The following is a 25668-nucleotide window of genomic DNA, read 5'->3' on the forward strand; positions in this document are numbered from 1 at the left end:
CGGGAACCACGCCATGATCGACGACCAGGATGAGCGTCCGCGCGCCGGAGCGGGCGGCGGCAAGACCGTCTCGCATGAGATCGGCCAGCCGTTGGACGCGCTCTCGGTCGCCGAATTCGACGAGCGCATCGCGCTGCTGCGCGCCGAGATCGCGCGGCTCGAGCAGGCGCGCGCCGCCAAGGCGGCCTCGCTCGCCGCCGCCGACGCGTTTTTCAAGAAATAGATCGACGATTTGCTTTGCCGGGCCGCGCGCCTATAGGTTGGCGCCAGTTTTCGCTCCCGCCGGCAGGGCGATTCGTCCGTCGGCGCTCAAGGACCCGTCCATGCGCGTTCTCGGCATTGAAACCACCTGTGACGAGACGGCGGTCGCCGTCGTGGCCTCGCGCATCGGCGGCGATGGCGGCGACATTCTCTCCAATGAGGTGATGAGCCAGATCGCCCAGCATGCGGCCTATGGCGGCGTGGTGCCGGAGATCGCGGCGCGCGCCCATATCGATGTGCTGGAACGGCTGATCGTCCGCGCGCTCGACACGGCGGGAACCGATATCGCCGGCGTCGACGCCATAGCGGCCTCGGCCGGGCCGGGGCTCATCGGCGGAATTCTCGTCGGTCTCACCGCGGCCAAGGCGCTGGCGCTGGCCGCCGACAAGCCCTTCATCGCCGTCAATCACCTCGAGGCCCATGCGCTCACCGGCCGCCTGACCGAGCGGCTGGACTTTCCCTATCTCGCTCTGCTGGTCTCGGGCGGGCATACGCAGCTCGTCGCCGTAATGGGCGTCGGCGATTATAAGCGGCTCGGCTCGACGGTCGATGACGCAGCCGGCGAGGCCTTCGACAAGGTCGCCAAAATGCTCGGCCTTCCCTATCCCGGCGGCCCGCATATCGAGCGCTTGGCGGAAGAGGGCGATCCCGCCCGTTTCGATTTTCCGCGTCCCATGTTCGGCCGTGAGGGGGCGGATTTCTCGCTCTCCGGCCTCAAGACCGCGGTGCGCCAGGAGATCGCCCGGATCGGAACGCCAACCGAGCGCGACGTCGCCGATCTCGCGGCCTCCTTTCAGGCGGCGATCGTCGATGTGCTGGTCGATCGCGTCCGTTCCGGCCTGCGCATCTTTACGCAGAGCGGCGGCCAGCCCAATGGCCTCGTCATTGGCGGCGGCGTCGGCGCCAATGGCGCGATCCGCCGCGCGCTCACGCGTCTGTGCGCCGAGACGGGGCTGCGCTTCGTCTCGCCGCCGCCGGGCCTCTGCTCCGACAATGGCGCGGTGGTGGCCTGGGCCGGGCTCGAGCGTTTTGCGCGCGGCATGACGGATGATCTCACCTTCGCCGCCCGCCCGCGCTGGCCGCTCGACGCCAACGCCGGCGCGCTCCATCACGGCAAAGCGTGAGCGGACGATGCCTTCGGCGGGGCGGATGAGATGAAGCGGCTCTTGCTGGCCGCGGCGGCGACCTTCTCGGTTCCGCCGCAGCCCGGCGGCCTGCTGTCGCAGGAGCCGCTCGCCGTCGGCGTGCGCGTTTTCTACGGACCGCGCCCCGGCTTCGAGGATCTCGATCTGCGCCTCATCGGCGGCGCCAAAAAATCCATCGACATGGCCGCCTATGTCCTCACCGATCGCGCGGTGATCTCGGCGCTGGGCGGCGCCGCCATGCGCGGCGTGCGCGTGCGCATCTATCTCGATGGGGAGGAGCGCGGCCTCAGCCCGGCCATAGAGGCCATAGCCGCGGCGCGCAACATGCAGATCAAGCGCAAGGGCCGCTCGCGCGATCTGATGCATTTGAAATCCTATCAGGTGGATGGTCGGGCGCTGCGTAGCGGCTCGGCCAATTTTTCGGTCTCGGGCGCCGAATTCCAGGACAATGACCTCATATTGATCGAGAGCCCGGCCGCGGTCGAGCAATTCGAGGAGACTTTCGAGCGGCTATGGGCGCGTTCGGACAATCAGAAGATCGGGACGAGATGACGAGCGAGGAGAAGATCGCCGTGCTGGGCGCAGGCGCCTGGGGCACGGCGCTCGCCAATGTGGCCGCGACCGGACGCACGGGCGTCGTGCTCTGGGGCCATGACCCCGCGCATACCGCCGCTCTCGCGCGCGACCGCGAGAACCGCGCCTATCTGCCGGGCCTGCCGCTGGCGGCGGGCGTCGCGCCGCACGCCGATCTTTCGGCCGTGGCGGGGGCAGGGGTCGTGCTCGCCGTCGTTCCGGCGCAGGCGATGCGCGAAGTGGCGCGGCGCTTTCGCGACATTCTCGCGCCGGGAACGGCTTTCGTCATCTGCTCCAAGGGCATAGAGCGCGGCACGCGACGTTTCATGAGCGAGGTGGCGGCGCAGGAATTGCCGCAGGCGCAGATCGCCATTCTCTCCGGCCCGAGCTTCGCCGCCGATGTCTGCCGCGGCCTGCCGACGGCGGTGACGCTCGCCGCGCGCGACGAGGCTCTGGCCAAGCGCCTGTGCGAAACATTGTCGACGCGCGCCTTCCGCCTCTATCGCTCCACCGATGTGCTCGGCGTCGAGATCGGCGGCGCGGCGAAGAATGTTCTCGCCATCGCCAGCGGCATGGCGGCGGGCAGGGCGCTCGGCGCCAGCGCCGGCGCCGCGCTGATCGCGCGTGGCTTCGCCGAGCTGACCCGCCTCGGCCGCGCCTATGGCGTCAATCAGGAGACTTTGATGGGCCTCTCCGGCCTCGGCGATCTGGTGCTCACCTGCGGCTCGGCGCAGTCGCGCAATTTCGCCCTGGGCGCGGCGCTGGGGCGCGGCGAGGCGCCGCTCGAGGCCGCCCATGGCAAGCTCGCCGAGGGCGCCTTCACCGCCTCGGCCCTCGTCGCCATGGCCAAGGAGCGCGGCGTCGAAATGCCGATCGCCGAGGCTGTGGATGCGATCCTGTCGGGCGCGATCGGAGTCGATCAGGCGATAGAGGCGCTGCTGATGCGGCCGCTGAGGGCCGAGGCTTGAGCTTTCGTTGACGGCTCTGTGAGATTCTCTCGGGCTGAAGCAATGCGAGGCCGAAGTCTGCGTCGTGAAGCCGTTCGCGCCCCCTCCCCAACCCTCCCCCGCTTTGCGGGAGAGGGAGCAGAGTCCGCGCGTCATCGACGTTTCGCGTAACGTCGCCGTTCCCCTCTCTCGCGAAGCGGGGGAGGGTGAGGGAGGGGGCCTCGGCGCCTTCCGTTACGCCCTCATCGCCCTTACCCTGCTCGGCGCTGCGCTGCGCCTCTACGCCGCGCAGGGCGATCTCTGGCTTGATGAAATCTGGACGCTGAACCTGCTCGAGCGGGCGCATTCCTTCGGCGATGTCTTCATCGGCCTGCATCACGACAATAATCACGTCGCCAATTCCGCCTGGCTCTATCTCATCGGACCGAACGCGCCCGTTCCGCTGATGCGCCTCGCCGCGATCGCGTTCGGGACGCTGGCCATTCCCGCCGCCGCCGCCGCGGCCGCGAGCCGCCGCTATTGCGGGGCCGCCGGCCTCATCGCGGCTTTCGTCTTCGCGACCTCTTACTTCTTCGTCCATTACGGCTCGGAGGCGCGCGGCTATGCCGGCATGACGCTCGCCGTGCTGCTGGCCTATGGTCTCGTGGACGCCATTCTGGCCGAGGGCGCCTCGTGGCGGCGTCTGCTGGCGCTGGCGGCGGCGATCGGCTTCGGGACCTTCTCCCATCTCACCATGATCGAGGCGAGCGGCGCGCTGGCGCTCACGGCGATGCTGCGGTTTCGCCGCAGCACTCTCGGCCGGGCGGTCGCCATAGGGGCTGTCGCCGGGCTCGCCAGCCTTCCGGCTCTGTTCTGCTTCGCCTATGGCGCGCTGGCGCCGGATTTTCAGGTCGGGGCCATGGTTCCGCTGAGCCCGGCGATCTTCGCCGAGGGCGTCGCCGGAATGGCGCGGGCGACGCTGGGCTTTCCGCGCGGCGTCGATGATTTCGCCCTTCTCGGCGCCGCCGGCCTGCTCGCCCTCGGCCTGCTGGCGGTTCTGCCGGCGGAGCGGCGGGTTTTCCCGGCCATCGCCGTCTTCGGCCTGCCGCTGCTGCATATCGCCGCCGGCCTGCCGAGCCAGCAATATCCGCGCTTTCACGCCACCGCCGCGATCGGCCTGACTCTGCTCGCCGCCGAAGGCTGCGCCGCCCTCTATCGTGCTGGAGCATTGCGGCGCGGGGCGGCGGCAGTCCTGCTCGGCGCTTTCGCCATAGGCGACGCTGGGCGGCTCGCCGATTTCTACCGCGACGGCCGCGGCCATTACGCCGATGCGGTGAAGATCATGGCCGAGCGCAAGGAGGCGCCCTACGCCGTCGATTTCGCGCGCGGCGAGACCAAGGCGGTCGTCGCCTATCACGCCCGCAAGCTGGGCGTCGTCGCGACGATGGTCTCTCCGGCCGAATGGTGCGCGACGCCGCCGGCCTTTCTTCTGGTGGTCGATCTGCCCGATTCACTGGCGGACCATGCGGAGCGGCGCTCCGCCGGCCCGCGGGATTGCCGCGCGGACTTTCTGCGCCGCGGATATTTCCCGGCCTCGGGCCTCTCGGGTTTCGCCTGGACGCTCTATGAGCGCGAGGAGGTCACAAAGTCGGCGCGATGACGCGGACGCGCTTCTTGACGCCATCGGCGCCGACGATCTCGCGCGTTGTCTCATGCGCGTCGAGCGGGCGCTTCTCCGGCTGCGCCGCCTCCGTGGCGGGGAGGTTGGGCGAGACGGCGCCCCGCGCCGCACGCACGCCGATCGGCCGCGACATTTCCTCCGCCTTCTCCGCCGAGACGACGAGATCGCCCTTATTGCGCTCGGCCAGCAGCCGCTCCGCCTCGGCGAGCGTCTCGGCCCAGCTGCGGCCGGGCGGCCGGCAGGAGCAGGTCGGATCATAGCTCTTGGTGAATTTCAGCGCATTGGGATGGTCGCCATAGGCTTCGCCATCCATCGAGACCGCTGTCTCTATGTCGCGCGAGGGCGAGCGCGTGTAGAGCGCTACTTCCACATTTGGGCATTGCGCGCGGCACAATTCCTGGAGATCGGCGAGATTGGCGCGCCGCGCCGAATAGCTGATGGGGAAGAAGCCGCCGTCGCAGGCGCGCACGCAGACGGCCAGCGAGCCGCCGCGCGCGACAGGCCCGCCATTGTCGTCCTCGTCGCGTTCCTGCTGCCCGTTGAGGGGCAGCTCGCGGACCGGCGTCGGCTCCTCCTCCTGCGAGCCGAACAGCTCCTCGAAAATATTGCGCTGGCGGGAGGCGACGCGCACCGGCTGCTGCGGCTGCCGGCACTGCTGATCGAAGCGCGCCTGCAGCGCCTGCCGCTGGCCGTCGCCGGAGTTTTGCTGGAGCGAGGCGAGGTTGGAGCGCATCTGCGCGATGCGGCCGTTGATCGCGCCGCATTGCGCCGGCGGCGCGCTGCCGAAGAAGAGGAACTGCTGCCGGTCGCAGCCGATGGAACGCCCATAGGCGACCGTGCGGTCGATCTCCTTCTGCTGGGTCGCGGCGGCGGCGCGATAGCGGGCGGAGCCGCTATTATTGCCGGCGGCGGCGATCTGCGCCCGCAGATTGTCGCAATAGGCCGATTGCGCCATCGCCTGCGCGGAGAGCAGAGCGGCGGCAGCCAGAACGAGCGCGCCCGCGAGGCGTCGCAACGGCCCCTTTCGGGAAAGCGTCTTCCGAATGATATGTTTCGCCGACATTGGTCCTATATTTCGCGATTCGAAAGGCGAGGCGCCGCGGGCCGGCGAATCCGAAACCGTCGAGCTCGAGACCATATCGGCCATATCATCCGTCCGATCAATCGGCGCGCGATTGTCGCGAGCTTCTTGTCGCGAACAAGGCGCGTCACGACATTTGTCGAGGGAATTTCCTGGCGCTCTGGAGGAACGCAGTTATGAAGCCGTCCAAATTCGTCCTGTCCGCTCTCATCGCCTCGGGGCTCTTCGCCGCCGCGGGCGCAGCGCCCGCCCGGGCCGACGGGCCGGATCTGATCTTTCGCAAATCCACCGACTTCAAGCTGCTGACGCCCAACGACAAATTGGCGACCTATGTGCTCGACGATCCCGATATAGACGGGGTGGCCTGCTATTACACCGTGCATGAGAAGGGCGGCGTCGCGGGAATGTTCGGCGTCGCGGAGCAGACCTCCGATGTGTCGCTGTCCTGCCGTCAATATGGGCCGGTGAAATTCAAGGACAAATTCGGTCAGGGCGACGAAGTGTTCAGTGAGCGCCGCTCGGCGCTGTGGAAGCGCCTGCATATCGTCCGCGGCTGCGACGCCAAGCACAATGCGCTGGTCTATATGGCCTATTCCGACCGGCTGATCGAAGGCTCGCCGGAGAACTCCACCTCGGGCGTGCCGATCCAGCCCTGGGGCGCCGGCGATGTCGAGCAATGCGGCGAGTTTTTGAAGAAATGACGCAGCGGCGGGCCTGCGCCCGCCCACGCTCATTCGCTGCAGGAAACGACGGCGGCTTCCGCCGTCAAGGGCTTGCGCGCCGAGGCCGGGCCGATCGCCGAGGTCACATCGTCGGCGCGGCCGAAGGCCACCGCGGGGCCGTGGCCATGCGACTCGCACCAGCTGTCGGCGACGATCTTCCCGCAATCTTTCTTCTGCGTGATGCATTCGACGACGCCATAGCCTTCGTGGCCGGAAATCAAATAGACATTCTTCGGCGCCTCGGCGGCGCGGGCGCCGCCCTGGGCCGCCGCGAGCAGCAATCCGCCCAGCAGCGGAAAGGCGAGACGCGGGAGAACGAGACGCTGAAATTCGGTGGAGAGCATCGGGGGGCACGCCTCGCGCGGGGACGCTCATTCGCCTCACCGCGCCGGCTCCTGGTATATGCGATCGCGGTTAAGGCGCGGTTAAGTTCGCGCCGATTTGCGTAAGAGACGTCGAGGGCGGGCCATTCACGCCACGACGAGCGCGGGCAAGACGCTGGCGCGAAGGTTTTGCCGACCCGGACTCTCGGAGCCCGCGGGCGTGGGCGTCGCCGTTCAGCGAATGTCGTATTCAGCGTCCACCTCCACGCCCAGCGCGGTGACGAGGCGATTGGTTTCCGCGGCCATGCCGACGATGGCGAGCAGCTCGTTGAATTCCGCCTCGGTCATGCCCTTGGCGCGCGCGCTCGCCGTGTGGGAGTGGATGCAATAGCCGCAGCCATGCGCGATGGAGACGGCGATATAGATCATCTCCTTCACCTTCGGGTCCAGGACGCCCGGTCCCATCACCGCCTTTATGCTCTCCCATGTGCGTTTCAGCGTCGCCGGATCATGCGCCAGAGCGCGCCAGAAATTATTGACGAAATCGCTTTTGCGCGTCGCGCGAATATCGTCGAAGACCGCGCGGGCTTCGTCCGAGAGCTCATCGTCGCCGAGCAGCTTCACAGTGGCCATTGTTCCCTCGCTTCCTCTCACATTCGCCTTCGGCCTATCATAGCGGCGGCGTGCGCGGCGCGCATGTCTCGAGATGGAGAGGAAGATGTCGATCGGCGTATTGGCTCGCAGGGCGCCCGCGGCGCTCATCGTCGCGCTTTTGGGGATTGCGTCGCCGGCGGCGGCGCAGCAAGGGCGCATATGGAGCTTCTCTCTCGACGAGGCGAAGCCGCCGATGGCCTTTCTCAACTATGGCGTCCCCGAAACGGACGATTCCCTCGGCGGCTTTCATTGCGACGCCCATAGCGGCGCGACGACGCTGTTCATCTCCGAAACCGACGGCAAGCAGAATGCCGGCAAGGCCGCGACGGCGATTTTGGCGGTCGGCGACGCGCAGACGAAGGTCGCGGGAAAGCTCGTGCCGAATGAGGAGGCGGGCGTTCCGAGCTTCGAAGGGCGGATCGCTGCCGATGATCCGATCTTCGCCGCCATGGCGCGCGGCGAGACGCTCGTCGTGACGATCGGCGGCTCGAAACAATCCGCGCCGCTGAAAGGCGCAGGGGCAAAGATCGGCAAATTCGTCGACGCCTGCAAGAAGAGGTGACGGCGGCGCGGCGCTTTCCTGCGCCGCCGTCGATCTCGTCCTGATGCGCCACCCGCGGGCCGGGCTGTCTCGACAGCGCTCATAAAATAGTTATAATCGATCGACTTTATATGAATATGGATCGGCTATGCGCTTCGCCGGCCTTCTGAGCGCGGCGCTATCCGATCCTTCTCACGCCAAAGGTCGTTCCCATGAGCGAAGCCGTCGATAGCCTACCCGTCGCGTCCAAAATTCATCTGCCGAAACAGGGCTGGTTCGTTGGGCTCGCAGTCCTGCTGCTGCTCGTCGGCTTTGCGCCGACCTTCTATCTGAAGCCGGTCTTCGGCGCCGGAAAGCCGCTGACCCTGCTCGTTCTCGCGCATGGCGTGACGACGACGGCCTGGCTCGCCGTCTTCATCTATCAATATGTCGCCGCGAGCCGCGGCGCGCTGAAGAATCACCGCACTGTGGGCGTGATCGGCGCGGTTCTCTTCGGCCTCGTCATCGCATTGTCGATCGTCACCGCGGTGGCGCGCGTCGCCGCCGCGGACCCCAAGGTCGCGGGAACGGCGCCTTTGATCGGCCTCGCCTATCCCTTCTGGGTGATCACCGAGGTCGCCTTCTTCGGCATAGGCGCTTTCGTCACTGTACGTCGTCCCGAGTGGCACCGCCATTTTCAGCTGGCGAGCTTCTTCACCTTCATCGCTCCGGCGACGGCGCGTGCGCTGCGCTTCGTCATTCCGGGCGGACCGGCGGTGACTTATGGATCGCTGCTGATCTCGCTTCTGCTCTATGTCGGGGCGAGCCGTCTCGACGACGGCGCCGGAAAATTGTCGCGCGCGGCGCTGGTCGCCATCGGCGTTCAGCTCGCGGCGGCGGCTCTGATTTTCGTCAGCCTCTCCGGCGCGGATCCATGGCTGTGGTTCGCTTCCGCCATCACGGGCTATTCTTTGTAATTAGAATATCCCTTCGATGCGGCGTAGCGCCGGCGTGGCGAAATCCACGAAGGCGCGCACCGCGGGTCGCAGGAATTTCGTCGAAGGATAGACGAGGAAGAATTCGCTCGGCTCGATCTCATGATCGGGCAATGCGCGGGTCAATGCGCCGCTGCGCAGCTCTTCGGCGACGAGCAGGAGCTGCGTGGTGGCGACGCCGCGGCCGGCGCGCAGCGCCTCGAGGAGAACCTGCGCGCTATTGGTCGTGAGCTTCGGCCGAACGGCTATGTCTTCCGCGCTGTCGCCCTTGCGCAGACGCAGCGCGCCATTGCGCAACGACGCGTCGGTGACGAGAAGATCATGCGCGGCGAGATCGGCGGGCGTGCGTAGAGGCGCCGCGCGCGAGAGATAGGCGGGCGCGGCGACGAGGATGCGCCGGCTGAAGCCGATGCGCTTTTGGATCAGAGATTGTTCTCTCGGCCGGCCCATGCGCAGCGCGAGGTCGATATTCTCGAAAATGAGATCGACCGGACGATTTTCGAGCGACAGAGCCACGGCGACGGAAGGATGCGCGTCCTGAAACGCCATCGCGATGCGAAACAAATGTCTCTCGCCGATGCAGCTCGGGCCATGCAGGCGCAACTCGCCGGCGATCGCCGCGCCGTCGCCGCGAAGACTTTCCAGCGCGGCGTCTATCGCCGCGAGCGGGCCGCCGGCGGCCTCATAGAGCGCGAGGCCTCGCGCCGTTGGACGTAGCGCGCGCGGGCCGCGCTCCAGCAGGCGCGCGCCGGCATGCGCTTCGAGATTGCGCAGCATCTTGCTGACGGCAGGCTGCGACACGCCGAGGTCGGCGGCCGCGGCGGTCATCGAGCCGCGCTCGACGATGCGGATGAAAGCGCGAAGGGCGGCGGCGAGGTCCATGCATAACATTTGGTTATAATAATTCGATCCGCCTATTCGATAGACGCATGAGCGACGATCGGCAACTCTCGCGAAGCTTTCGAAGGAGGAGAGGATGACGATCGACAGGCGGGCGTTTCTGGCCGCCGCTGGAGCCGTCGCGACGCAGGGATTCGCGGGGGCGCATGCCGAAGAGGCGCGACTTTTGCCGCAGGGGGCGGAGAGCCGTTGGCTCGCGCTCGACGGCGCGCGGCTGCATTTCGTCACATTGGGCGCGGGGCCGACGGTCGTGCTGCTGCACGGCTGGCCGCAGACATGGTTCGCCTGGCGCGCGACGATGGAGCGACTGGCGCCTCGCTTCACCGTCGTCGCGCCGGATCTTCGCGGCCTCGGCCTCTCCGAGCCCGCGCAGTCCTATGACAAGCGCGCTGTCGCCGGGGATATCGTCGCTCTCATCGATCGCGTGGCGGGCGGGAGGGCGCATGTGATCGGCCATGACATGGGCGGCAAGGCGGCCTTCATGCTCGCGCTGCTTCATGCGGAGAAAGTGGAGCGGCTCGTCCTCGTCGACTGCCTCCTTCCGGGAACCGAGAATATGGACGCGCGGCGCGGCGGCGCCTGGCACTACGGTTTTCACATGGCGCGCGACATTCCCGAGCTGCTGACGCGCGGACGCGAGAGGGATTATATCGCGGCGCAAATTCGCGCCTGGTCGCATCGCAAGGACGCGGTCGGCGCGGCGGCGATCGACGAATTCGCGCGCCATTATGCGAGGCCGGGCGGCATGGCCGCGGGCTTCGACTATTATCGCGCGCTGCCCGAGGATGCGCGTCTCGTGGCGAGCCTTTCGGATCGTAGGCTCGACATGCCGGTGCTCGCCATCGCCGGGCGACATGGCGTCGGGCCGCGACTCGCCGAAGCGCTGGCGCCGCGGACGCGAGCGCTTTCCTCTATTGTCGTCGAGGAGAGCGGCCATTTCGTCCCCGACGAGGCGCCGGAGACGTTTTTTCGGGAAGTCGAGCGATTTCTCGCGTGACGCGTGAGATGGCGCGAGACGCCGGCTCTATCGCGCCCGCCGCACCACCAGCACGGCGTTGATGCCCCCAAAGGCGAAGGAATTGGACATGGCCGCGCGGATCGGCACGCGGCGGGCCTCGTGCGGCACGGGGTCCACCGGGCATTTGGGGTCCGGCGCCTTGAAATGGATCGTCGGCGGGGCGAGCTGCTCGCGCAGGGCGTTTATCGTGATGGCGAGCTCGAGCGCGCCGGAGGAGCCCAGCGCATGGCCGTGGATCGGCTTGGTCGAGGAGACCGGCAGACGCGCGCCGCGCTCGCCGAAGACGCGCAGGATCGCCTCCGACTCGGTGATGTCATTGGCGTAAGTGCCGGTGCCATGGGCATTGAGATAGTCGATATCGTCGGGCGTGAGGCCGGCGCTCTCCAGCGCTTGCCGCATGGCGGCGGAGGGGCCTTCGACATTGGGCCGCAGCGGATCGAAAGCGTCGCTCGACGTGCCATAGCCGGCGAGCTCGCAGAGCGGCGCATGGCCGCGGGAATGCGCGAGCTCCTCCGTCTCCAGCACGAAGATCGCGGCACCCTCGCCGAGCACTATGCCGTTGCGGCCGGCCGAGAAGGGCCGGCAGAAATCCGGCGTCAGCACGCGCAGCGCCTCCCAGGAGCGCAGCGAGCCATTGATGACGGCCGCCTCCGCCCCGCCGACGATGGCGCGATCGGCCGCGCCGGAGCGGATCATCTCCAGCCCGACGCCGATCGCCTGGCTCGCCGAGGAGCAGGCGCTGGCGATGGCGAATGTCGGCCCATTGCAGGAAAAGCGCATGCCCAGCATGGTGGGCGCGGCGCTGGGGATGAGGCGCGGCACGGTCAGCGGATCGGCGCGCTCGCGCGTGTTGTATTCCTTATGCGCCTCGTCATCGATGGTCTTGGAGCCGCCTATGCCGGAGCCGATGATGACGGCCGTGCGCGGCCCGGCGATATCCTTGCGCGCGAAGCCCGCCTGCGCCATGGCCTCGTCGGCGGCGACGATGGCGTATTGGGTGAAAGGGTCGCAATAGGGAAGAATCTCGGGCTCGAGATAGGCGAGCGGATCGAAGTTCTGCGGCTGCGCGGCGATCTTGATGCGGCCGCCATAGGGTCGCTCGAGCTTCAGCGGGCGGACCTGACATTGGCCGTCGCGCGCCGCCTCCCAAAGTGGCTGCGCCCCGACGCCGGCGGCCGAAACCGCGCCCATGCCCGAGATCACAACCCGTCTCTCGTTCGATTTCACCGCTGTCGCCAAAGTAGAAATTCGCTCCGTTGCCGCCGTCTCCAGTCCGACGGGACCAGACGTTAATCCTTTTTGCCGTCACGATCGCCTCGCGCGCAAGCAGAGGTCCTCGCTTTTCCCCGAAAAGGCGCGCGGCGCGGCGCCGCAGCGGTCTCTACTCGACTGATTCATAAGTTGTTCTACTGAGACGTGCGGCTCTGCGCAGCCGCGGCCGCTGGTTTTTGCGGCGTCTTGACCTTCCGCGCCGGTCTGCCTATTGGCTCATCAGCCAGTCGGCTGGATGGCCGCTGTCCTTCGGGATAGAGGAAAGTCCGGGCTCCACGGAGACACGGCGCCGGATAATGTCCGGCGGGGGCGACCCCAGGGAAAGCGCCACAGAAAGCAAACCGCCGCGACCTTCGGGCTCGCGGTAAGGGTGAAAGGGTGCGGTAAGAGCGCACCGCTCGGGCGGCGACGTTCGAGGCATGGCAAGCCCCGCCGGGAGCAAGACCGAATAGGGGCGACTGGAAATAGCGATATTTCCTGGCCCGTCTCCGGGTCGTCGCCCGGGTTGGTTGCTAGAGGCGGCGCGCAAGCGTCGTCCCAGAGGAATGGCCATCGCGCGTGGAAGGGGCGATCCGACCGCGCCATACAGAACCCGGCTTATAGGCCGACTGGCGATTTTTTGGGTGAGCGATACGAGCGCCGGAAGAGGCGCTTTTACCTCCCCCTCGAGGGGGGAGGTCGAGCGCGAATGCGCTCGGGAGGGGGTGAACGCCCCGAGTCTTTGCTGTCGAACCCCACCCCGGACCGCTGCGCGGTCCGACCCTCCCCCTAAAGGGGAGGGTAGATACGGCGCCTGTGGAATTTGCTACGGCCTACCGCCACGGCCGCCCCCATGCCTAACGCGAAATGCGCGGCTCGCGCCCGCGTCAACGCTCTCTTAACCCTGACGACGGCTAATAATCGCAAGCGCCGCGCCGCCCGCGCCGCTCCGTCGCCCGTGGTCTTTCATGATATGCGTTGTTGTTCAGAGCGATGACACGTCTCTCCGGGAAAAGTCGCGCCCGCGCCTCGCGCGCGTCGGCGCTTTCGCGTCTGCGCGCGGGCTCGGCGGACGGCCGCGTCGACGCCAAATATCCGCCCTGGAGGGCGCGTCCGACGGGCGCGGACCGGCCCTGCGGCGACATTTTCGGATCGGAGGAGAGATGACGGCGAGCGGCGCTGAGCGGCATGTTCCCGTGCTGCTCGAGGAGGCGGTCGCCGCCCTCGCGCCACAGGCGGGCGGCGTCTATCTGGACGCCACCTTCGGCGCAGGCGGCTACACGCGCGCCTTGCTGGCGCATGAGGGCACACGCGTGCTGGCGCTCGACCGCGATCCGAACGCCATAAGGGGCGGCTATGCGCTGGTGGAGGAGGCGGGCGGACGGCTGACTCTGGTGGAGGCGCGCTTCTCCGAGCTGGCGCAGGTCGCCGAGCGCGCGGGGCTGGCGCCGCTCGACGGAATCGTCGCCGATATCGGCGTCTCCTCCATGCAGTTCGACGAGGCGGCGCGCGGCTTCTCCTTCCGCAATGACGGCCCGCTCGACATGCGCATGGAAGGCCGCGGACCGAGCGCCGCCGACATTATCGCGGATGCCGAGGAAGAGGCGCTCGCCGATATTCTGTATCACTATGGCGAGGAGCGCGCCTCGCGCCGCATCGCCCGCGCCATCGTCAAGGCGCGCGAGGCCGGCCGCATAGAGACGACGCGCGCGCTGGCGCAGATCATCGAGCGCGCCGCGCCCGGAAAGCCGGGCGATATTCACCCGGCGACGAGGAGCTTTCAGGCGCTGCGCATCGCCGTCAATGACGAGCTGGGCGAATTGGTCGCCGCGCTGGGCGCCGCCGAGCGGGCGCTGAAGCCGGGCGGTCGGCTCGCCGTGGTGACGTTTCACTCGCTCGAGGATCGCATCGTCAAGCAATTCTTAGGCGAGCGCTCGGGCCGCGGCGAGACGCGCTCGCGGCTCCTGCCGGGCGAGCCGGTTCCGCCGCCGCGGACCTTCATCAGTGAAGGGCGCCAGCCGGTGACGCCTTCGGACCGCGAAATCGCCGCAAATCCGCGCGCGCGCTCCGCCAAGCTGCGCTTTGCGACGCGAACGGACGCGCCGGCGCGCGCGATCGACGAGCCTCTGGCGCGTCTCGCCCGCCTGCCGGAACGCGTGAAAGGAAGACGCTGATGCTGCGCATTCTCAATGTCGTCGCCATTCTCGCGCTGATCGGCTCGGGCTTCTACGCCTATTCGATCAAATATCAGACCATGCTGCGCGCCGAGCAGATCAACAAGATGAAGCGCGAGGCGAAGAGCGAGCGCGACGCCATCGCCGTGCTGCGCGCCGAATGGGCCTTCATGACGCGGCCCGAGCGCGTGCAGGATCTCGCCGACAAATATCTCGATCTGAAGCCGGTCGCCGTGACGCAGATCGCCACGGCGCAATCGCTGCCGGAAAAGCCCGAGCGCATCGACTCGATCGGCCGCAAGCTGGACGCGCTCGGCCTCGGCGGCGCCGCGACGACGCCGGCCGCGAGCGAGGCGCCGACGACGCCGAAAGGAAAGCCGCGATGACGACCGCCGAAACTGTGACGAAAGCCGTGAAGCGAGGCCTGCGCGGGCCGCTCGACGGGCTGTTCACCACCTCGCTCGGCAAGACAGGCGCGCGCATGCGCCTCGTCGCCGTGGGCTTTTGCTTCCTTTATGTCGGCATTGGCGCGCGTCTCGTCGCCATCGGCTTCAAGCCTGATCCGACGACGATGCGCCGCGCCTCCGGCGAGCCCATCGCCGCATCGCGTCCCGACGTGCTCGATCGCAATGGCGAGATACTCGCGACCGATGTGAAGACCATGTCGGTCTTCGCCGAGCCGCGCCGGCTCATCGACAAGGACGAGGCGACGGAGCTGCTGACCGCGGTGCTGCCCAATGTCGACTCGCGCGAATTGCGCGAGCGTCTCGCCTCGCGCAAGGGCTTCGTCTGGGTGAAGCGCGAGGTGACGCCCAAGCAGCGCGACGAGGTGTTTCATCTCGGCTTGCCGGGCGTCGGCCTCGCGCCCGAGAATAAGCGCGTCTATCCCAATGGGCCGGCGGCGGCGCATGTGCTCGGCTATGTCAATATCGACAACGCCGGCATCGCCGGAATCGAGAAATATATCGACGGGCAAGGCCTCGCCGATCTTCACGACGCCGGCTTCAGCCTGACGCCGGAAGAGCTGAAGCCCATCTCGCTGTCGATCGACATAAAGGCGACGCACGCCATTCGCGACGAGCTGGAAAAGGGCGTCGCGCATTTCAAGGCCAAGGCCGGCGCCGCCGCGATCATGGACGTCAACACCGGCGAGATCATCGCGCTCGCCTCGCTGCCGGATTATGATCCCAACAAGCCCGGCGACATGCGCGATCCGACGATCATCAATCGCATGAATGTCGGCGTCTATGAGATGGGCTCCACCTTCAAGGCGCTGACCATCGCCATGGCGCTAGACTCCGGCAAGGTCAATCTCAACTCGCGGCTCGACGCGCGCGGCACGCTCAATTTCGGCCATTTCCGCATTCACGATTATCACGCGACCAATCGCGTGCTCACCCTGCCGGAAGTGTTCACCCATTCCTCCAACATCGGAACGGCGCGCATGGCGCTCGGCCAGGGCGTCGAGCGGCACAAGGCGTTTTTGCGCAAGATGGGCCAGCTCACGCGCATGCGCACAGAATTGCCAGAGAGCGCCGAGCCGATCGTGCCGAAGAATTGGGGTGAGCTGAACACCATGACCATCGCCTTCGGCCATGGTCTCGCCGTCGCACCGCTGCAGGCGATGATGGCTGTCGGCGCGCTGATGAACGGCGGCTATCTGATGGCGCCCACTTTCCTCAAGCGCAACGAGGAGGAGGCGAAGAAGAGCGCCGTGCAGGTGATCAGGCCGGAGACCAGCGAGTCCATGCGCTATCTCATGCGGCTCAACGCCGAGATCGGCTCCGCCAGGAAGGTCAACATCAACGGCTATTTCGTCGGCGGCAAGACCGGAACCGCGGAAAAGGTGATCGGCGGCCATTATTCCAAGACCCGCCTCTTCACCACTTTCATGGCGGTGGCGCCGGCGGACAAACCGAAGTATCTCTTCCTCACCATTATGGACGAGCCGCAGGGCCTGCCGGAGACCGGAGGCTACGCCACGGCCGCCTATAACTCGGGCCAGGTGACGGGCCAGATCATCGAGCGCGTCGGCCCGCTGCTCGGCCTGCCGCCGCGCTTCGAATTGCCGACGCAGCCTTTCCCGCTGCTCGCCAAGCTCGGCTATGGCATGGCCAATAATCCCGCTGTTCCCGGCGGGGGAGGGCATTGATGCGATTTTCCGACCTTCTCGATGAAGCGACGGCGGCGGGCTGCGGCGATCTCGATATCGTCGGCGTCACGGCCGACAGCCGCGACGTGCGCGAAGGCTATGCTTTCTTCGCCGTGCCGGGTCATGCCGGCGACGGCCTCGCTTACGCCGCCGATGCGCGCGCGCGTGGGGCGCGCGTGGTCGTCGCGCCGCACGCGGCCGAGGTCGGGCTGCCGTTACTCGTCGTCGCGGATGTGCGCGCGGCGCTCGCTCATGCTGCGGCGCGATTTTTCGCGCGTCAGCCGCAGATCGTCGCCGCGGTGACAGGCACCAGCGGCAAGAGCTCGGTCGTCGATTTTCTGCGCCAGATCTGGCTGACGCTCGGACGCGACGCGGCCTCGCTCGGCACGATCGGAATCGTCGATAAAAATGGTGCGCATTACGGCTCGCTGACGACGCCGGGACCTGTGGCGCTGCATCAGTCGCTCGACGCGCTGGCCGCGCGCGGCGTCACCCATCTCGCCATGGAGGCGTCCTCGCTCGGCATAGACCAGCGCCGCCTCGATGGCGTGCGTCTGACAGTCGGCGCCTTCACCAATTTCTCGCGCGATCACCTCGATCATCATCGCGATCTCGAGGAGTATTTCGAGGCGAAGATGCGCCTCTTCGACACGCTGCTCGCGCCCGGCCAGACGGTCGTGATCGACGCCGACAGCTCGGTCGCCGCGCACGTGATCGACATTTGCGAGAAGCGCGGGCTGACGATCTTCGATGTCGGCGAGAAGGGCCGCGCCATATCGCTGCTCGAGGCGGATGCGCAGGCGCTCGGCTCGCGCTTGCGGCTGCGCTGCGGCGACGAGACTTTCGCCGTCGCTTTGCCGCTCGCCGGCGCGTTTCAAATTTCCAATGCGCTGGTCGCCGCGGGAATGGCGATCTCCTGCGGCGAGGAACCGGCGCAGGTTTTCGCAGCGCTGGAGAAATTGCGCGGCGCCCCCGGACGGCTGGAGCTCATCGGCGCGCGCGACGGCGCGCCCGTCTTCGTCGATTACGCGCATAAGCCCGATGCGCTGGACAAGGTGCTGGCCGCCGTGCGCCCTCTGGCGAAAGGACGGCTCGTTGTCGTTTTCGGCGCCGGCGGCGATCGCGACAGAGGCAAGCGTCCATTGATGGGCGAGATCGCGGCGCGCGCGGCGGATGTCGTCGTCGTCACCGACGATAATCCGCGCAGCGAGGAGCCGGCCTCGATCCGCGCCGCTATATTGGAGGCGGCGCGCCACGCGAAGGGCGCGGAGATTCACGAGATCGGCGACCGCGCCGCGGCGATCCGCGCGGCGGTCTCCTGGCTGCGCGATGGCGACGCGCTGGTGGTCGCCGGAAAGGGCCATGAAACGGGCCAGATCGTCGGCGATCAGGTCCTGCCATTCTCCGACCGTGCGGCGGTCGAGGCGGCCTTGCAGGGTGGGACTTGAATGAAACAGCAAGCGCTATGGACCGGACTGGGGCTGATCGGCGCATTGCGCGCGCGCATCAGCGGCGGCTTGCCGCGCGACGTCAATGGCGTCTCCATCGACACGCGCACGCTGGCGCCGGGCGATCTCTTCTTCGCCATAAAGGGCGAGGCGCGCGACGGTCATGATTTCGTGCGCATGGCGTTCGAGCGCGGCGCCGCGGGCGCGGTGATCGACGACGCACACGCTGGCGAGTTCCGTGATCTCTCGCCGCTCTATGTCGTGCGCGACGTGCAGGAGTCGCTGGAATATCTCGGCGCCCGCGCGCGTGAGCGCTCGCCCGCCTATATTGCGGCGATCACCGGTTCGGTCGGCAAGACATCGACCAAAGACATGGCGAAGACAGTGTTCTCGCGCTTCGGCGAGACGCATGCTTCGGCCGCCTCCTACAACAATCAATGGGGCGTGCCGCTGTCGCTGTCGCGCATGCCCGCCTCGGCGCGCTACGGCCTGTTCGAGATCGGCATGAATCACGCGGGCGAGATCGCGTCGCTCGTGCGCTTCGTCGAGCCGCATGTCGCCGTGGTGACACGCGTCGCGCCCGTGCATCTCGAGCATTTCGACTCGCTCGAGGCCATAGCGGCGGCCAAGTCCGAGGTTTTCTCCGGTCTCGTCGAAGGCGGCGTCGCCATCATCAATCGCGACGACGAGACTTACGAGACGCTGCTGGAAGGCGCCGCCGCCTCCAGAGCCGCGCATGTCTTCTCCTTCGGCGAAAGCGAGGCCGCGCAGGCGCGGCTGCTCTCCTATGATGGCGAGAGCCAAGTCGCCGAGGCGGAGATTTTCGGCCGCCGCCTGCGTTACCGCATCGGCGCGCCGGGCCGGCATTTCGCGGTCAATTCGCTCGCCGTGCTGACCATCGCCCATGTCTTCGGCATAGATCTCGCCGAGGCGGCGGAGACGCTCGCCGATTTCGCCCCGCCCAAGGGACGCGGCCGTCGGGAGACGCTGGTGATCGGCGGCGGCGCCCTCACACTCATCGACGAGAGCTATAACGCCAATCCCACCTCCATGCGCGCTGCTTTCGATCTCATCGGCGCGGAGAAGAGCGCGCGGCGACGCATCGCCGTGCTCGGCGATATGCTGGAGCTCGGGCCGAGCGCCGGCGAATTGCACGCAGGCCTCGCCAAGGACCTCGAGGCGGCGAGCGTCGATCTCCTCTTCACCGCCGGCCCGCTGATGGCGCGGCTCTTCTACGCCGCGCACGAGTCTATGCGCGGCGCGCATCGCGCCAACGCCGCTGAGCTCGAGGAAGCGGTTCTCTCGGCGCTGGCGCCGGGCGATGTGGTCATGATCAAGGGCTCGAACGGCTCGCGCATGGCGCGCATCGTCGAGGCGATCAGAACGAAATTCCCGGCCGAAACCGAAGCGGCCTCGTAAAGGAAAAGACGAATGCTGACGCTGCTCGCGGACTTCTCGCATCTCTTCGGTCCGCTGAACCTCTTCCGCTACATCACCTTCCGCGCCGCCGGCGCGGCGGCGACGGCGCTGTTCTTCGTCTTCTTCTTCGGCCCCACCATCATCGACGCGCTGCGCTTGAAGCAGGGCAAGGGCCAGCCCATTCGCGAGGATGGTCCGGCCTCGCATCTGCTAACAAAAAAAGGCACGCCGACCATGGGCGGGCTGATGATCCTCTCGGGTCTGCTCGTCGCCACTCTGCTCTGGGCGAATCTGAAAAACCCTTATGTGTGGATCGTCATATTGGTGACGGCCTCCTTCGGCGCGATCGGCTTCTACGATGATTATCTGAAGGTGACGAAGCAATCGCACAAAGGCTTTTCCGGCAAGGCGCGGCTCGCGCTCGAGTTCGCCGTCGCCGGCCTCGCCTGCTATGCGCTCACCACGGTCGGCGGCGACAATATGTCCAAGCTGGCGCTCCCGCTGCTCAAGGGCTACGCCTTCTCGCTGGGCTGGCTGTTCATTCCCTTCGGCGCCTTCGTCATCGTGGCGGCGGGCAATTGCGTCAATCTCACCGATGGTCTCGACGGCCTCGCCATCGTGCCGTCGATGATCGCCGCCGGGGCCTTCGCCATCATCGCCTATCTCGTCGGCAATTCGATCTTCTCGGATTATCTCGGCGTCAATCACGTCGCCGGCACCGGCGAGCTCACCATCGTCTGCGCGGCGCTCATCGGCTCCGGCCTCGGCTTTCTGTGGTTCAACGCGCCGCCGGCGCAGATCTTCATGGGCGACACCGGCTCGCTGGCGCTCGGCGGCCTGCTCGGAACCATATCGGTCGCCATCAAGCAGGAGTTCGTGCTCGCCATCATCGGCGGCCTCTTCGTGCTCGAGGGCGCTTCGGTCATCGTGCAGGTGGCGAGCTTCAAGCTCACCGGCAAGCGCGTGTTCCGCATGGCGCCGATCCACCATCACTTCGAGCAGATGGGTTGGACCGAGCCGCAGATCGTCATTCGCTTCTGGATCATCTCCTTCGTTCTCGCCCTTCTCGGGCTCTCCTCGCTGAAGCTGAGGTGAGCGCATGACTCCGGCGACGACATTTGCAGGGCGCAAGGTCGCGCTCTTTGGGCTCGGCGGCTCCGGCCTTGCGACGGCGCGTGCATTGATCGCAGGCGGCGCGAATGTCGCCGCCTGGGACGATGGCGAGGCGGGCCGCGCCAGGGCGCGCGAGCAGGGCGTGGAGATCGTCGATCTGACGAGCGCGGATTGGCGCGAGTTCTCCGCGCTCATTCTTTCGCCCGGCGTGCCGCTGACACATCCAGAGCCGCATTGGACGGTCGCGCGCGCGCGCGAGGCGGGCGTCGAGGTGATCGGCGACATAGAGCTTTTCTGCCGCGAACGGCAGGTGAAGGCGCCGGGCGCGCCCTTCATCGCCATCACGGGCACCAATGGCAAATCGACGACCACGGCGCTGATCGCGCATCTCTTGCGCAGCGCCGGCAAGGATGTGCAGCTCGGCGGCAATATCGGCACGCCGATCCTCGATCTCGAGCCGCCCTCCGAGACGCGCATTCACGTCATCGAATGCTCCTCTTTTCAGATCGATCTGACGCCTTCGCTCGCGCCGTCGATCGGCATTCTCATCAATCTGACGCCGGACCACATCGACCGTCACGGCACGATGGAGAATTACGCGGCGGTGAAGGAGCGCCTCGTCGCCGGCGCCGATGTCGCGCTGATCGGCGTCGATGACGCCTTCTCGCACGCGATCGGCGCGCGGCTGACCGAGCGACGCCGCGAGGGCCAGCGCGTCTATCCCGTCTCTGCTGCGCGCGCGCTCGATTGGGGCTTTTTCATCGAGGATCGCAAGGCGCTCTATCGCGAGGCCGGCCATGGGTCGGAGGAGACCGAGACGCTCGGCGATCTCGAGGGCGCGCGCACATTGCGCGGCGCGCATAATGCGCAGAACGCCGCCTTCGCCGCCGCGGTCGCCTGGCATTGCGGACTTTCCTGCGCGGAGATCGCGCGCGGGCTGCTCACCTATCCCGGCCTGCCGCATCGCATGGAGGAGGTGGGGCGTCGCGGACGCGTCGTCTTCGTCAACGACTCGAAAGCCACCAACGCCGACGCCGCGGAGAAGGCTCTGCTCTCCTATGACGATATTTTCTGGATCGCCGGCGGCAAGGCGAAGGAGGGCGGCATAGAGCCGCTGCGTCCGCTGTTCCCGCGCATCGCCAAAGCCTATCTCATCGGCGCGGCGGCGCAGGATTTCGCGCGCACGCTCGAGGGCGCCGTGACGTATGAGCAATGCGGAACGCTCGATGTGGCGATCGCGCGCGCGGCCGAGGAGGCCGCGTTGAGCGAGGCGCGCGAGCCCGTGGTGCTGCTGTCGCCGGCCTGCGCCTCTTACGATCAATTCGCCAATTTCGAAGCGCGCGGCGACGCTTTTCGCCTGCTCGCGCGCGAGCTGCATGCGCATGCGCCCATTGCCGGAGAAAGCCTATGATCTCGCGCGCGGAGCGTTCCACCTTCTCTGATTGGGCCTGGACGATCGATCGCTGGCTCCTCGCCGGCGTCGCGCTGCTCATCGTCTGCGGCCTCGTCTTCGCTATGGCCGGCAGCCCGCCCGTCGCCGAGCGGCTGCATCTCTCCACCTTTCATTTCGTGCATCGGCAGGTGATCTATCTCGCGCCGGCGATCCTCGTGATGATCGGCGTCTCCTTTCTCACGCCGCGTCATGTGCGGCGCGCGGCGATTTTGCTGTGGATCGTCTCGCTCGCGCTCGTCGTCGGCACGCTGTTCTTCGGCCAGGAGGTGAAGGGCGCCAAGCGCTGGATCTTCGGCGTTCAGCCCTCCGAATTCTTGAAGCCGGCCTTCGTCATCATGGCCGCATGGGCCTTTTCGGAAGGCGCCAAGCGCAAGGACGTTCCCGGCAATCTTCTCGCCATCGCTCTGCTGCCCGTCACCGTCGCGCCGCTGGTGATGCAGCCGGACATCGGCCAGACCATGCTGATCTCGCTCGTCTGGGCGGGGCTCTTGTTCATGGCCGGCATTCACTGGTTCTGGATTTTCGGCGTCGGGGGCGCGGGCGCGGTGGGCGCGGTCGCGGCCTATAAATTCCTGCCGCATGTGCATGCGCGCGTGACGCGCTTTCTCGACCCGCAAGCGGCGGGGCAGGGCGTCGCCGATACATTCCAGGCCGACACGGCGCTCTACAGCTTCATCAGCGGCTCCTGGTTCGGCAAAGGGCCGGGCGAAGGCACGCTGAAGCGCATATTGCCGGACGCGCATACGGATACGATCTTCGCCGTCATCGGCGAGGAGTTCGGCCTCTTCGTCTGCATGGCGGTGGCGGCGATCTATGGCCTCATCGTGCTGCGCGGACTCTATTCCGCCTCGCGCAACGACGACGCCTTCTGCGGCTTCGCGACCGCCGGCCTCGTCATGCTGTTCGGCCTGCAGGCCGCGATCAATATGGCGGTCAATCTTCAGCTCATGCCGTCGAAGGGCATGACGCTTCCATTCATCTCCTATGGCGGCTCCTCGCTCATCTCGCTGGCGCTCGGCTTCGGCTTTCTACTCGCCGTCACGCGTCGGCGCCCGCATATAGAACCCGTCGTCGAGACGGAGCATGCGAGCCATGCGCCGATGGGAGCGGTGGCATGAGCGCGCCTTTTCTGCTCGCCGCCGGCGGCACCGGCGGTCATCTTTTTCCGGCCGAGGCGCTGGCGCATGCGCTGCGCGCGCGTGGGCTCGAGGTGGAACTCGTCACCGATGAGCGCGCCTTGCGCTATGGCGGCGAGTTTCCCGCGCGCGCCCTGCATACAATCGCTTCCGCGACTCCGCGCGGCGGCTCTGTCTTCGCCAAGGCGACGGCGATCGCGACACTCGGCGTAGGCGCCGCGCAGGCGCTGTTTCTTCTGCGGCGCATTCGGCCGCTCGCCGTCGTCGGCTTCGGCGGCTATCCCAGCGTGCCGCCGCTCTTCGCCGCCACGCTTCTGCGCATTCCCGCAGTGCTGCATGAGGCGAATGCGGTGATGGGCCGCGCCAATTCCTTTCTCGCCGGCCGCGTCGATGCGGTCGCCTCGGGCTTTCCGCTCTCCGGCGTTTCGGATGTGCTCACGGAAAAGATCGTCGTCACCGGCAATCCGCTGCGACCCGCCGCGCTCGCGGCGGCTGCGCTGCCCTATCCCGGCTTTGAGGACGGCAAGCTGCGCCTTCTCGTCACCGGCGGCTCGCAAGGCGCGCGGGTGATGTCCGATATCGTGCCTGCGGCGCTCGAATCTCTGCCGAAAGAATTGCGCGAGCGCATCGAGCTGACGCAGCAGGCGCGCGAGGAAGATCTCGCGCGCGTCACCATGACTTACGCGCGCGCCGGAATCGTCGCGCAGATCGCGCCCTTCTTCGCCGATCTGCCGGAGCGCATCGCGCATGCGCATCTCGTGATCGCGCGCGCCGGCGCCTCCACCGTCACCGAGCTGGCGGCGATCGGGCGACCGAGCATTCTGGTGCCGCTGCCGCATGCGTTGGACCAGGACCAGGCGGCAAACGCCGCCGTGCTGGCGAAATCGGGCGCGGCGGAGGTCGTGCGCCAAGCTGATTTCACGCCGCAATGGCTCGCCGAACGCATCGCCGCGCTCGTTGCGGACAGCGGCGAATTGCAGCGGCGCGGGCAGGCGGCAAAAAGCGTCGGCGTGACCGACGCGGCCGAGCGGCTCGCCGATCTCGTGCTCGCCGTCGCGCAGAAGAGAGAGAGCGCCGCGCTGGCGCGAGGGAGCCTCACATGAGAATGCCGCGCCGTCTCGGCCCCATTCATTTCGTCGGCATTGGCGGAATTGGAATGTCCGGCGTCGCCGAAATTCTGCTCGCACAAGGCTATGATGTGCAAGGCACGGACGCCGCCGACAGCGCCAATCTGCAACGGCTCGCCGGCAAGGGCGCGCGCGTGCATGTCGGCCATGACGCCAAATGTCTGGGCGAAGCAGCCGTCGTCGTCGTGTCGAGCGCGATCAAGCGCGACAATCCCGAGCTGGCGGAGGCGCGCGCGCGGCGCCTGCCCGTGGTGAAGCGCGCGGAAATGCTCGCCGAGCTGATGCGCGACAAGCGTTGCGTCGCCGTCGCCGGCACGCATGGCAAGACGACGACCACCTCGTTGGTCGCCACTCTGCTCGACGCCGGCGGTCTCGATCCGACAGTCGTGAATGGCGGCATCATCAACGCTTACGGCACAAATGCGCGGCCGGGCGCCGGCGAATGGATGGTGGTCGAAGCTGACGAGAGCGACGGCACATTCTTGAAGCTGCCGGCGGAAGTCGCCATCGTCACCAATGTCGATCCCGAGCATTTGGATCATTTCGGCGATTTCGACGGCGTGAAGAAGGGCTTTCGTAGCTTCATCGAAAATCTGCCGTTCTATGGTTTTGCAGCCGTCTGTCTCGATCATCCGACCGCGCGCGAGATCATCGGCCAAATCGAAGATCGCCGCGTCATTTCCTATGGCGAGAGCGAGGAGGCCGAGGCGCGTCTGCTCGATCTCGATCTTTCCGGCGGCGTCGGACGCTTTTCGGTGCTCCTGCGTGATCGTGATACGGGCGCAGAGACGCGGCTCGACGAGCTTCTGCTGCCGGCAGCGGGGCGGCACAATGCGCTCAACGCCACGGCGGCCATTGCGGTGGCCCATCGGCTCGGCGTTCCCGCGGATAAGATTCGCGAGGGGCTCGCGCGCTTCGCCGGCGTGAAGCGGCGCTTCACCAAGACGGGCGAGTGGAAGGGCGTTTCCATCTTCGACGATTACGGTCATCACCCGGTCGAGATCGCCGCCGTGCTGCGCGCCGCGCGCGCTTCCACCAAGGGCAAGGTGATCGCCATCATGCAGCCGCATCGCTACACGCGGCTGCAGTCGCTGTTCGATCAATTCGCAGGCTGTTTCAGTGACGCGGATGTGGCGCTGATCGCCGATGTTTATCCGGCCGGCGAGAGCGAGATAGAGGGCGTCGACGGCCCGGCGCTGGCGCGCGCCGCCGCTGCGCAAGGGCATGAGCGCGCGAGCGCCTTCGCTTCGCCGCAGGAGCTGCCGGGATTGATCCGCGAGATCGCCGCGCCGGGCGATTATGTGGTGTTTCTCGGCGCCGGCGACATTACGAAATGGGCTTATGCGCTGCCGGCGCAATTGGCGGAGCTCGCACCATGACAATCGCGCAGACATGGAGAACGCGCGTCCCTTCTCCCGCTCGCGGGAGAAGGTGGCCCTCGCGTCAGCGAGGGTCGGATGAGGGGCCGCGTAGAAGTGCGGGGCTCTTCGTTTTGCTGCGTTCAAGTGCTGCGCGTAATGTCGATGGACCCTCATCCGACCCGGCTACGCCGGGCCACCTTCTCCCACGAGTGGGAGAAGGAGACGCGCACGGAGA

General features: G+C 67.1%; 24 protein-coding genes and 1 other RNA gene. 20 read left to right on the top strand and 5 right to left on the bottom strand.

The window, feature by feature from the left end; translation table 11 throughout:
* Positions 1-13: 13 nt before the first annotated feature.
* The 5 genes from EDE12_RS14210 to EDE12_RS14230 all read left to right on the top strand — a co-directional run bounded on the left by EDE12_RS14210 (position 14) and on the right by EDE12_RS14230 (position 4565).
* Positions 14-223 carry a DUF1192 domain-containing protein gene (locus EDE12_RS14210; RefSeq protein ID WP_026598140.1) on the top strand — a complete coding sequence of 70 codons (210 nt, stop codon included), beginning with the start codon at positions 14-16 and terminating at the stop codon, positions 221-223.
* A 100-nt stretch (positions 224-323) separates the two neighbouring features.
* Positions 324-1385, top strand: coding sequence for a tRNA (adenosine(37)-N6)-threonylcarbamoyltransferase complex transferase subunit TsaD (gene tsaD, locus EDE12_RS14215; protein ID WP_026598141.1), 1062 nt, complete (start codon positions 324-326; stop codon positions 1383-1385).
* A gap of 30 nt (positions 1386-1415) precedes the next feature.
* Complete coding sequence (locus EDE12_RS14220) at positions 1416-1958, top strand: phospholipase D-like domain-containing protein (RefSeq protein WP_026598142.1); 543 nt, start codon at positions 1416-1418, stop codon at positions 1956-1958.
* Positions 1955-2947 (top strand): NAD(P)H-dependent glycerol-3-phosphate dehydrogenase, encoded by a 993-nt coding sequence (locus tag EDE12_RS14225; protein WP_026598143.1) that lies wholly within the window; start codon positions 1955-1957, stop codon positions 2945-2947. The genes EDE12_RS14220 and EDE12_RS14225 overlap by 4 nt, the downstream gene beginning before the upstream one ends.
* 64 nt (positions 2948-3011) lie before the next feature.
* Positions 3012-4565 carry a hypothetical protein gene (locus tag EDE12_RS14230; RefSeq protein ID WP_134188132.1) on the top strand — a complete coding sequence of 518 codons (1554 nt, stop codon included), beginning with the start codon at positions 3012-3014 and terminating at the stop codon, positions 4563-4565.
* On the opposite strand, the gene EDE12_RS14235 is transcribed toward EDE12_RS14230, so the two are convergent.
* On the bottom strand, positions 4546-5601 hold the full coding sequence (locus tag EDE12_RS14235) for a DUF2865 domain-containing protein (RefSeq protein ID WP_245275713.1): 1056 nt from the start codon (positions 5599-5601) through the stop codon (positions 4546-4548). The genes EDE12_RS14230 and EDE12_RS14235 overlap by 20 nt on opposite strands.
* Positions 5602-5843: 242 nt before the next feature.
* Here EDE12_RS14235 and EDE12_RS14240 point away from each other — a divergent pair, with 242 nt between their 5' ends.
* Entirely contained in the window at positions 5844-6368 is a 525-nt protein-coding gene (locus EDE12_RS14240; RefSeq protein ID WP_026598146.1) for a CreA family protein, read from the top strand.
* Positions 6369-6397: 29 nt separating this feature from the next.
* On the opposite strand, the gene EDE12_RS14245 is transcribed toward EDE12_RS14240, so the two are convergent.
* Together EDE12_RS14245 and EDE12_RS14250 are read right to left on the bottom strand one after the other, a co-directional pair.
* Positions 6398-6733 (bottom strand): hypothetical protein, encoded by a 336-nt coding sequence (locus EDE12_RS14245; RefSeq protein WP_024879419.1) that lies wholly within the window; start codon positions 6731-6733, stop codon positions 6398-6400.
* A gap of 213 nt (positions 6734-6946) precedes the next feature.
* Positions 6947-7345, bottom strand: a complete 399-nt coding sequence (locus tag EDE12_RS14250) for a carboxymuconolactone decarboxylase family protein (protein WP_026598147.1) — start codon at positions 7343-7345, stop codon at positions 6947-6949.
* Between the two features lie 85 nt (positions 7346-7430).
* Here EDE12_RS14250 and EDE12_RS14255 point away from each other — a divergent pair, with 85 nt between their 5' ends.
* Together EDE12_RS14255 and EDE12_RS14260 are read left to right on the top strand one after the other, a co-directional pair.
* Positions 7431-7928 (top strand): hypothetical protein, encoded by a 498-nt coding sequence (locus EDE12_RS14255; RefSeq protein WP_245275714.1) that lies wholly within the window; start codon positions 7431-7433, stop codon positions 7926-7928.
* Positions 7929-8119: 191 nt separating this feature from the next.
* Positions 8120-8863: a hypothetical protein gene (locus EDE12_RS14260; protein ID WP_024879422.1), complete on the top strand. Its 744-nt coding sequence runs from the start codon at positions 8120-8122 to the stop codon at positions 8861-8863.
* Here EDE12_RS14260 and EDE12_RS14265 read toward each other — a convergent pair whose 3' ends face one another.
* Complete coding sequence (locus EDE12_RS14265; RefSeq protein WP_026598149.1) at positions 8864-9763, bottom strand: LysR family transcriptional regulator; 900 nt, start codon at positions 9761-9763, stop codon at positions 8864-8866.
* A 94-nt stretch (positions 9764-9857) separates the two neighbouring features.
* On the opposite strand from EDE12_RS14265, the gene EDE12_RS14270 reads away from it, so the two are divergent.
* A complete protein-coding gene (locus tag EDE12_RS14270) occupies positions 9858-10778 on the top strand; it encodes an alpha/beta hydrolase (RefSeq protein ID WP_134188133.1) in 921 nt (306 codons plus the stop codon).
* Between the two features lie 27 nt (positions 10779-10805).
* Here EDE12_RS14270 and EDE12_RS14275 read toward each other — a convergent pair whose 3' ends face one another.
* Positions 10806-12002: a beta-ketoacyl-[acyl-carrier-protein] synthase family protein gene (locus EDE12_RS14275; protein ID WP_280949678.1), complete on the bottom strand. Its 1197-nt coding sequence runs from the start codon at positions 12000-12002 to the stop codon at positions 10806-10808.
* A 292-nt stretch (positions 12003-12294) separates the two neighbouring features.
* Between EDE12_RS14275 and rnpB the strand changes: the two genes are divergently transcribed.
* The 11 genes from rnpB (at position 12295) to murC (ending at position 25451) form a co-directional block, all read left to right on the top strand.
* Positions 12295-12687: RNase P RNA component class A (gene rnpB / locus EDE12_RS14280), an RNA gene on the top strand.
* 526 nt (positions 12688-13213) lie between these two features.
* Positions 13214-14224 (top strand): 16S rRNA (cytosine(1402)-N(4))-methyltransferase RsmH, encoded by a 1011-nt coding sequence (gene rsmH / locus EDE12_RS14285; protein WP_026598151.1) that lies wholly within the window; start codon positions 13214-13216, stop codon positions 14222-14224.
* Positions 14224-14610, top strand: a complete 387-nt coding sequence (locus tag EDE12_RS14290; protein WP_024879428.1) for a hypothetical protein — start codon at positions 14224-14226, stop codon at positions 14608-14610. Before rsmH ends, EDE12_RS14290 begins: the two co-directional genes overlap by 1 nt.
* On the top strand, positions 14607-16376 hold the full coding sequence (locus EDE12_RS14295; protein WP_026598152.1) for a penicillin-binding protein 2: 1770 nt from the start codon (positions 14607-14609) through the stop codon (positions 16374-16376). Before EDE12_RS14290 ends, EDE12_RS14295 begins: the two co-directional genes overlap by 4 nt.
* Positions 16376-17824 (top strand): UDP-N-acetylmuramoyl-L-alanyl-D-glutamate--2,6-diaminopimelate ligase, encoded by a 1449-nt coding sequence (locus tag EDE12_RS14300; RefSeq protein ID WP_026598153.1) that lies wholly within the window; start codon positions 16376-16378, stop codon positions 17822-17824. Before EDE12_RS14295 ends, EDE12_RS14300 begins: the two co-directional genes overlap by 1 nt.
* Entirely contained in the window at positions 17825-19243 is a 1419-nt protein-coding gene (locus tag EDE12_RS14305; RefSeq protein WP_026598154.1) for a UDP-N-acetylmuramoylalanyl-D-glutamyl-2,6-diaminopimelate--D-alanyl-D-alanine ligase, read from the top strand. It abuts the gene before it with no gap.
* A 12-nt stretch (positions 19244-19255) separates the two neighbouring features.
* Complete coding sequence (gene mraY, locus EDE12_RS14310) at positions 19256-20338, top strand: phospho-N-acetylmuramoyl-pentapeptide-transferase (RefSeq protein WP_026598155.1); 1083 nt, start codon at positions 19256-19258, stop codon at positions 20336-20338.
* A gap of 4 nt (positions 20339-20342) precedes the next feature.
* Positions 20343-21767 carry a UDP-N-acetylmuramoyl-L-alanine--D-glutamate ligase gene (gene murD / locus EDE12_RS14315; protein ID WP_026598156.1) on the top strand — a complete coding sequence of 475 codons (1425 nt, stop codon included), beginning with the start codon at positions 20343-20345 and terminating at the stop codon, positions 21765-21767.
* Entirely contained in the window at positions 21764-22927 is a 1164-nt protein-coding gene (locus tag EDE12_RS14320; protein WP_026598157.1) for a putative peptidoglycan glycosyltransferase FtsW, read from the top strand. The genes murD and EDE12_RS14320 overlap by 4 nt, the downstream gene beginning before the upstream one ends.
* Positions 22924-24048, top strand: a complete 1125-nt coding sequence (gene murG, locus EDE12_RS14325; protein ID WP_026598158.1) for an undecaprenyldiphospho-muramoylpentapeptide beta-N-acetylglucosaminyltransferase — start codon at positions 22924-22926, stop codon at positions 24046-24048. The genes EDE12_RS14320 and murG overlap by 4 nt, the downstream gene beginning before the upstream one ends.
* Positions 24045-25451, top strand: coding sequence for a UDP-N-acetylmuramate--L-alanine ligase (gene murC, locus EDE12_RS14330; RefSeq protein ID WP_026598159.1), 1407 nt, complete (start codon positions 24045-24047; stop codon positions 25449-25451). Before murG ends, murC begins: the two co-directional genes overlap by 4 nt.
* Positions 25452-25668: the final 217 nt, after the last annotated feature.

Origin of the sequence: Methylosinus sp. sav-2 (genome assembly GCF_004366495.1) — a bacterium.
GTDB lineage: Bacteria > Pseudomonadota > Alphaproteobacteria > Rhizobiales > Beijerinckiaceae > Methylosinus.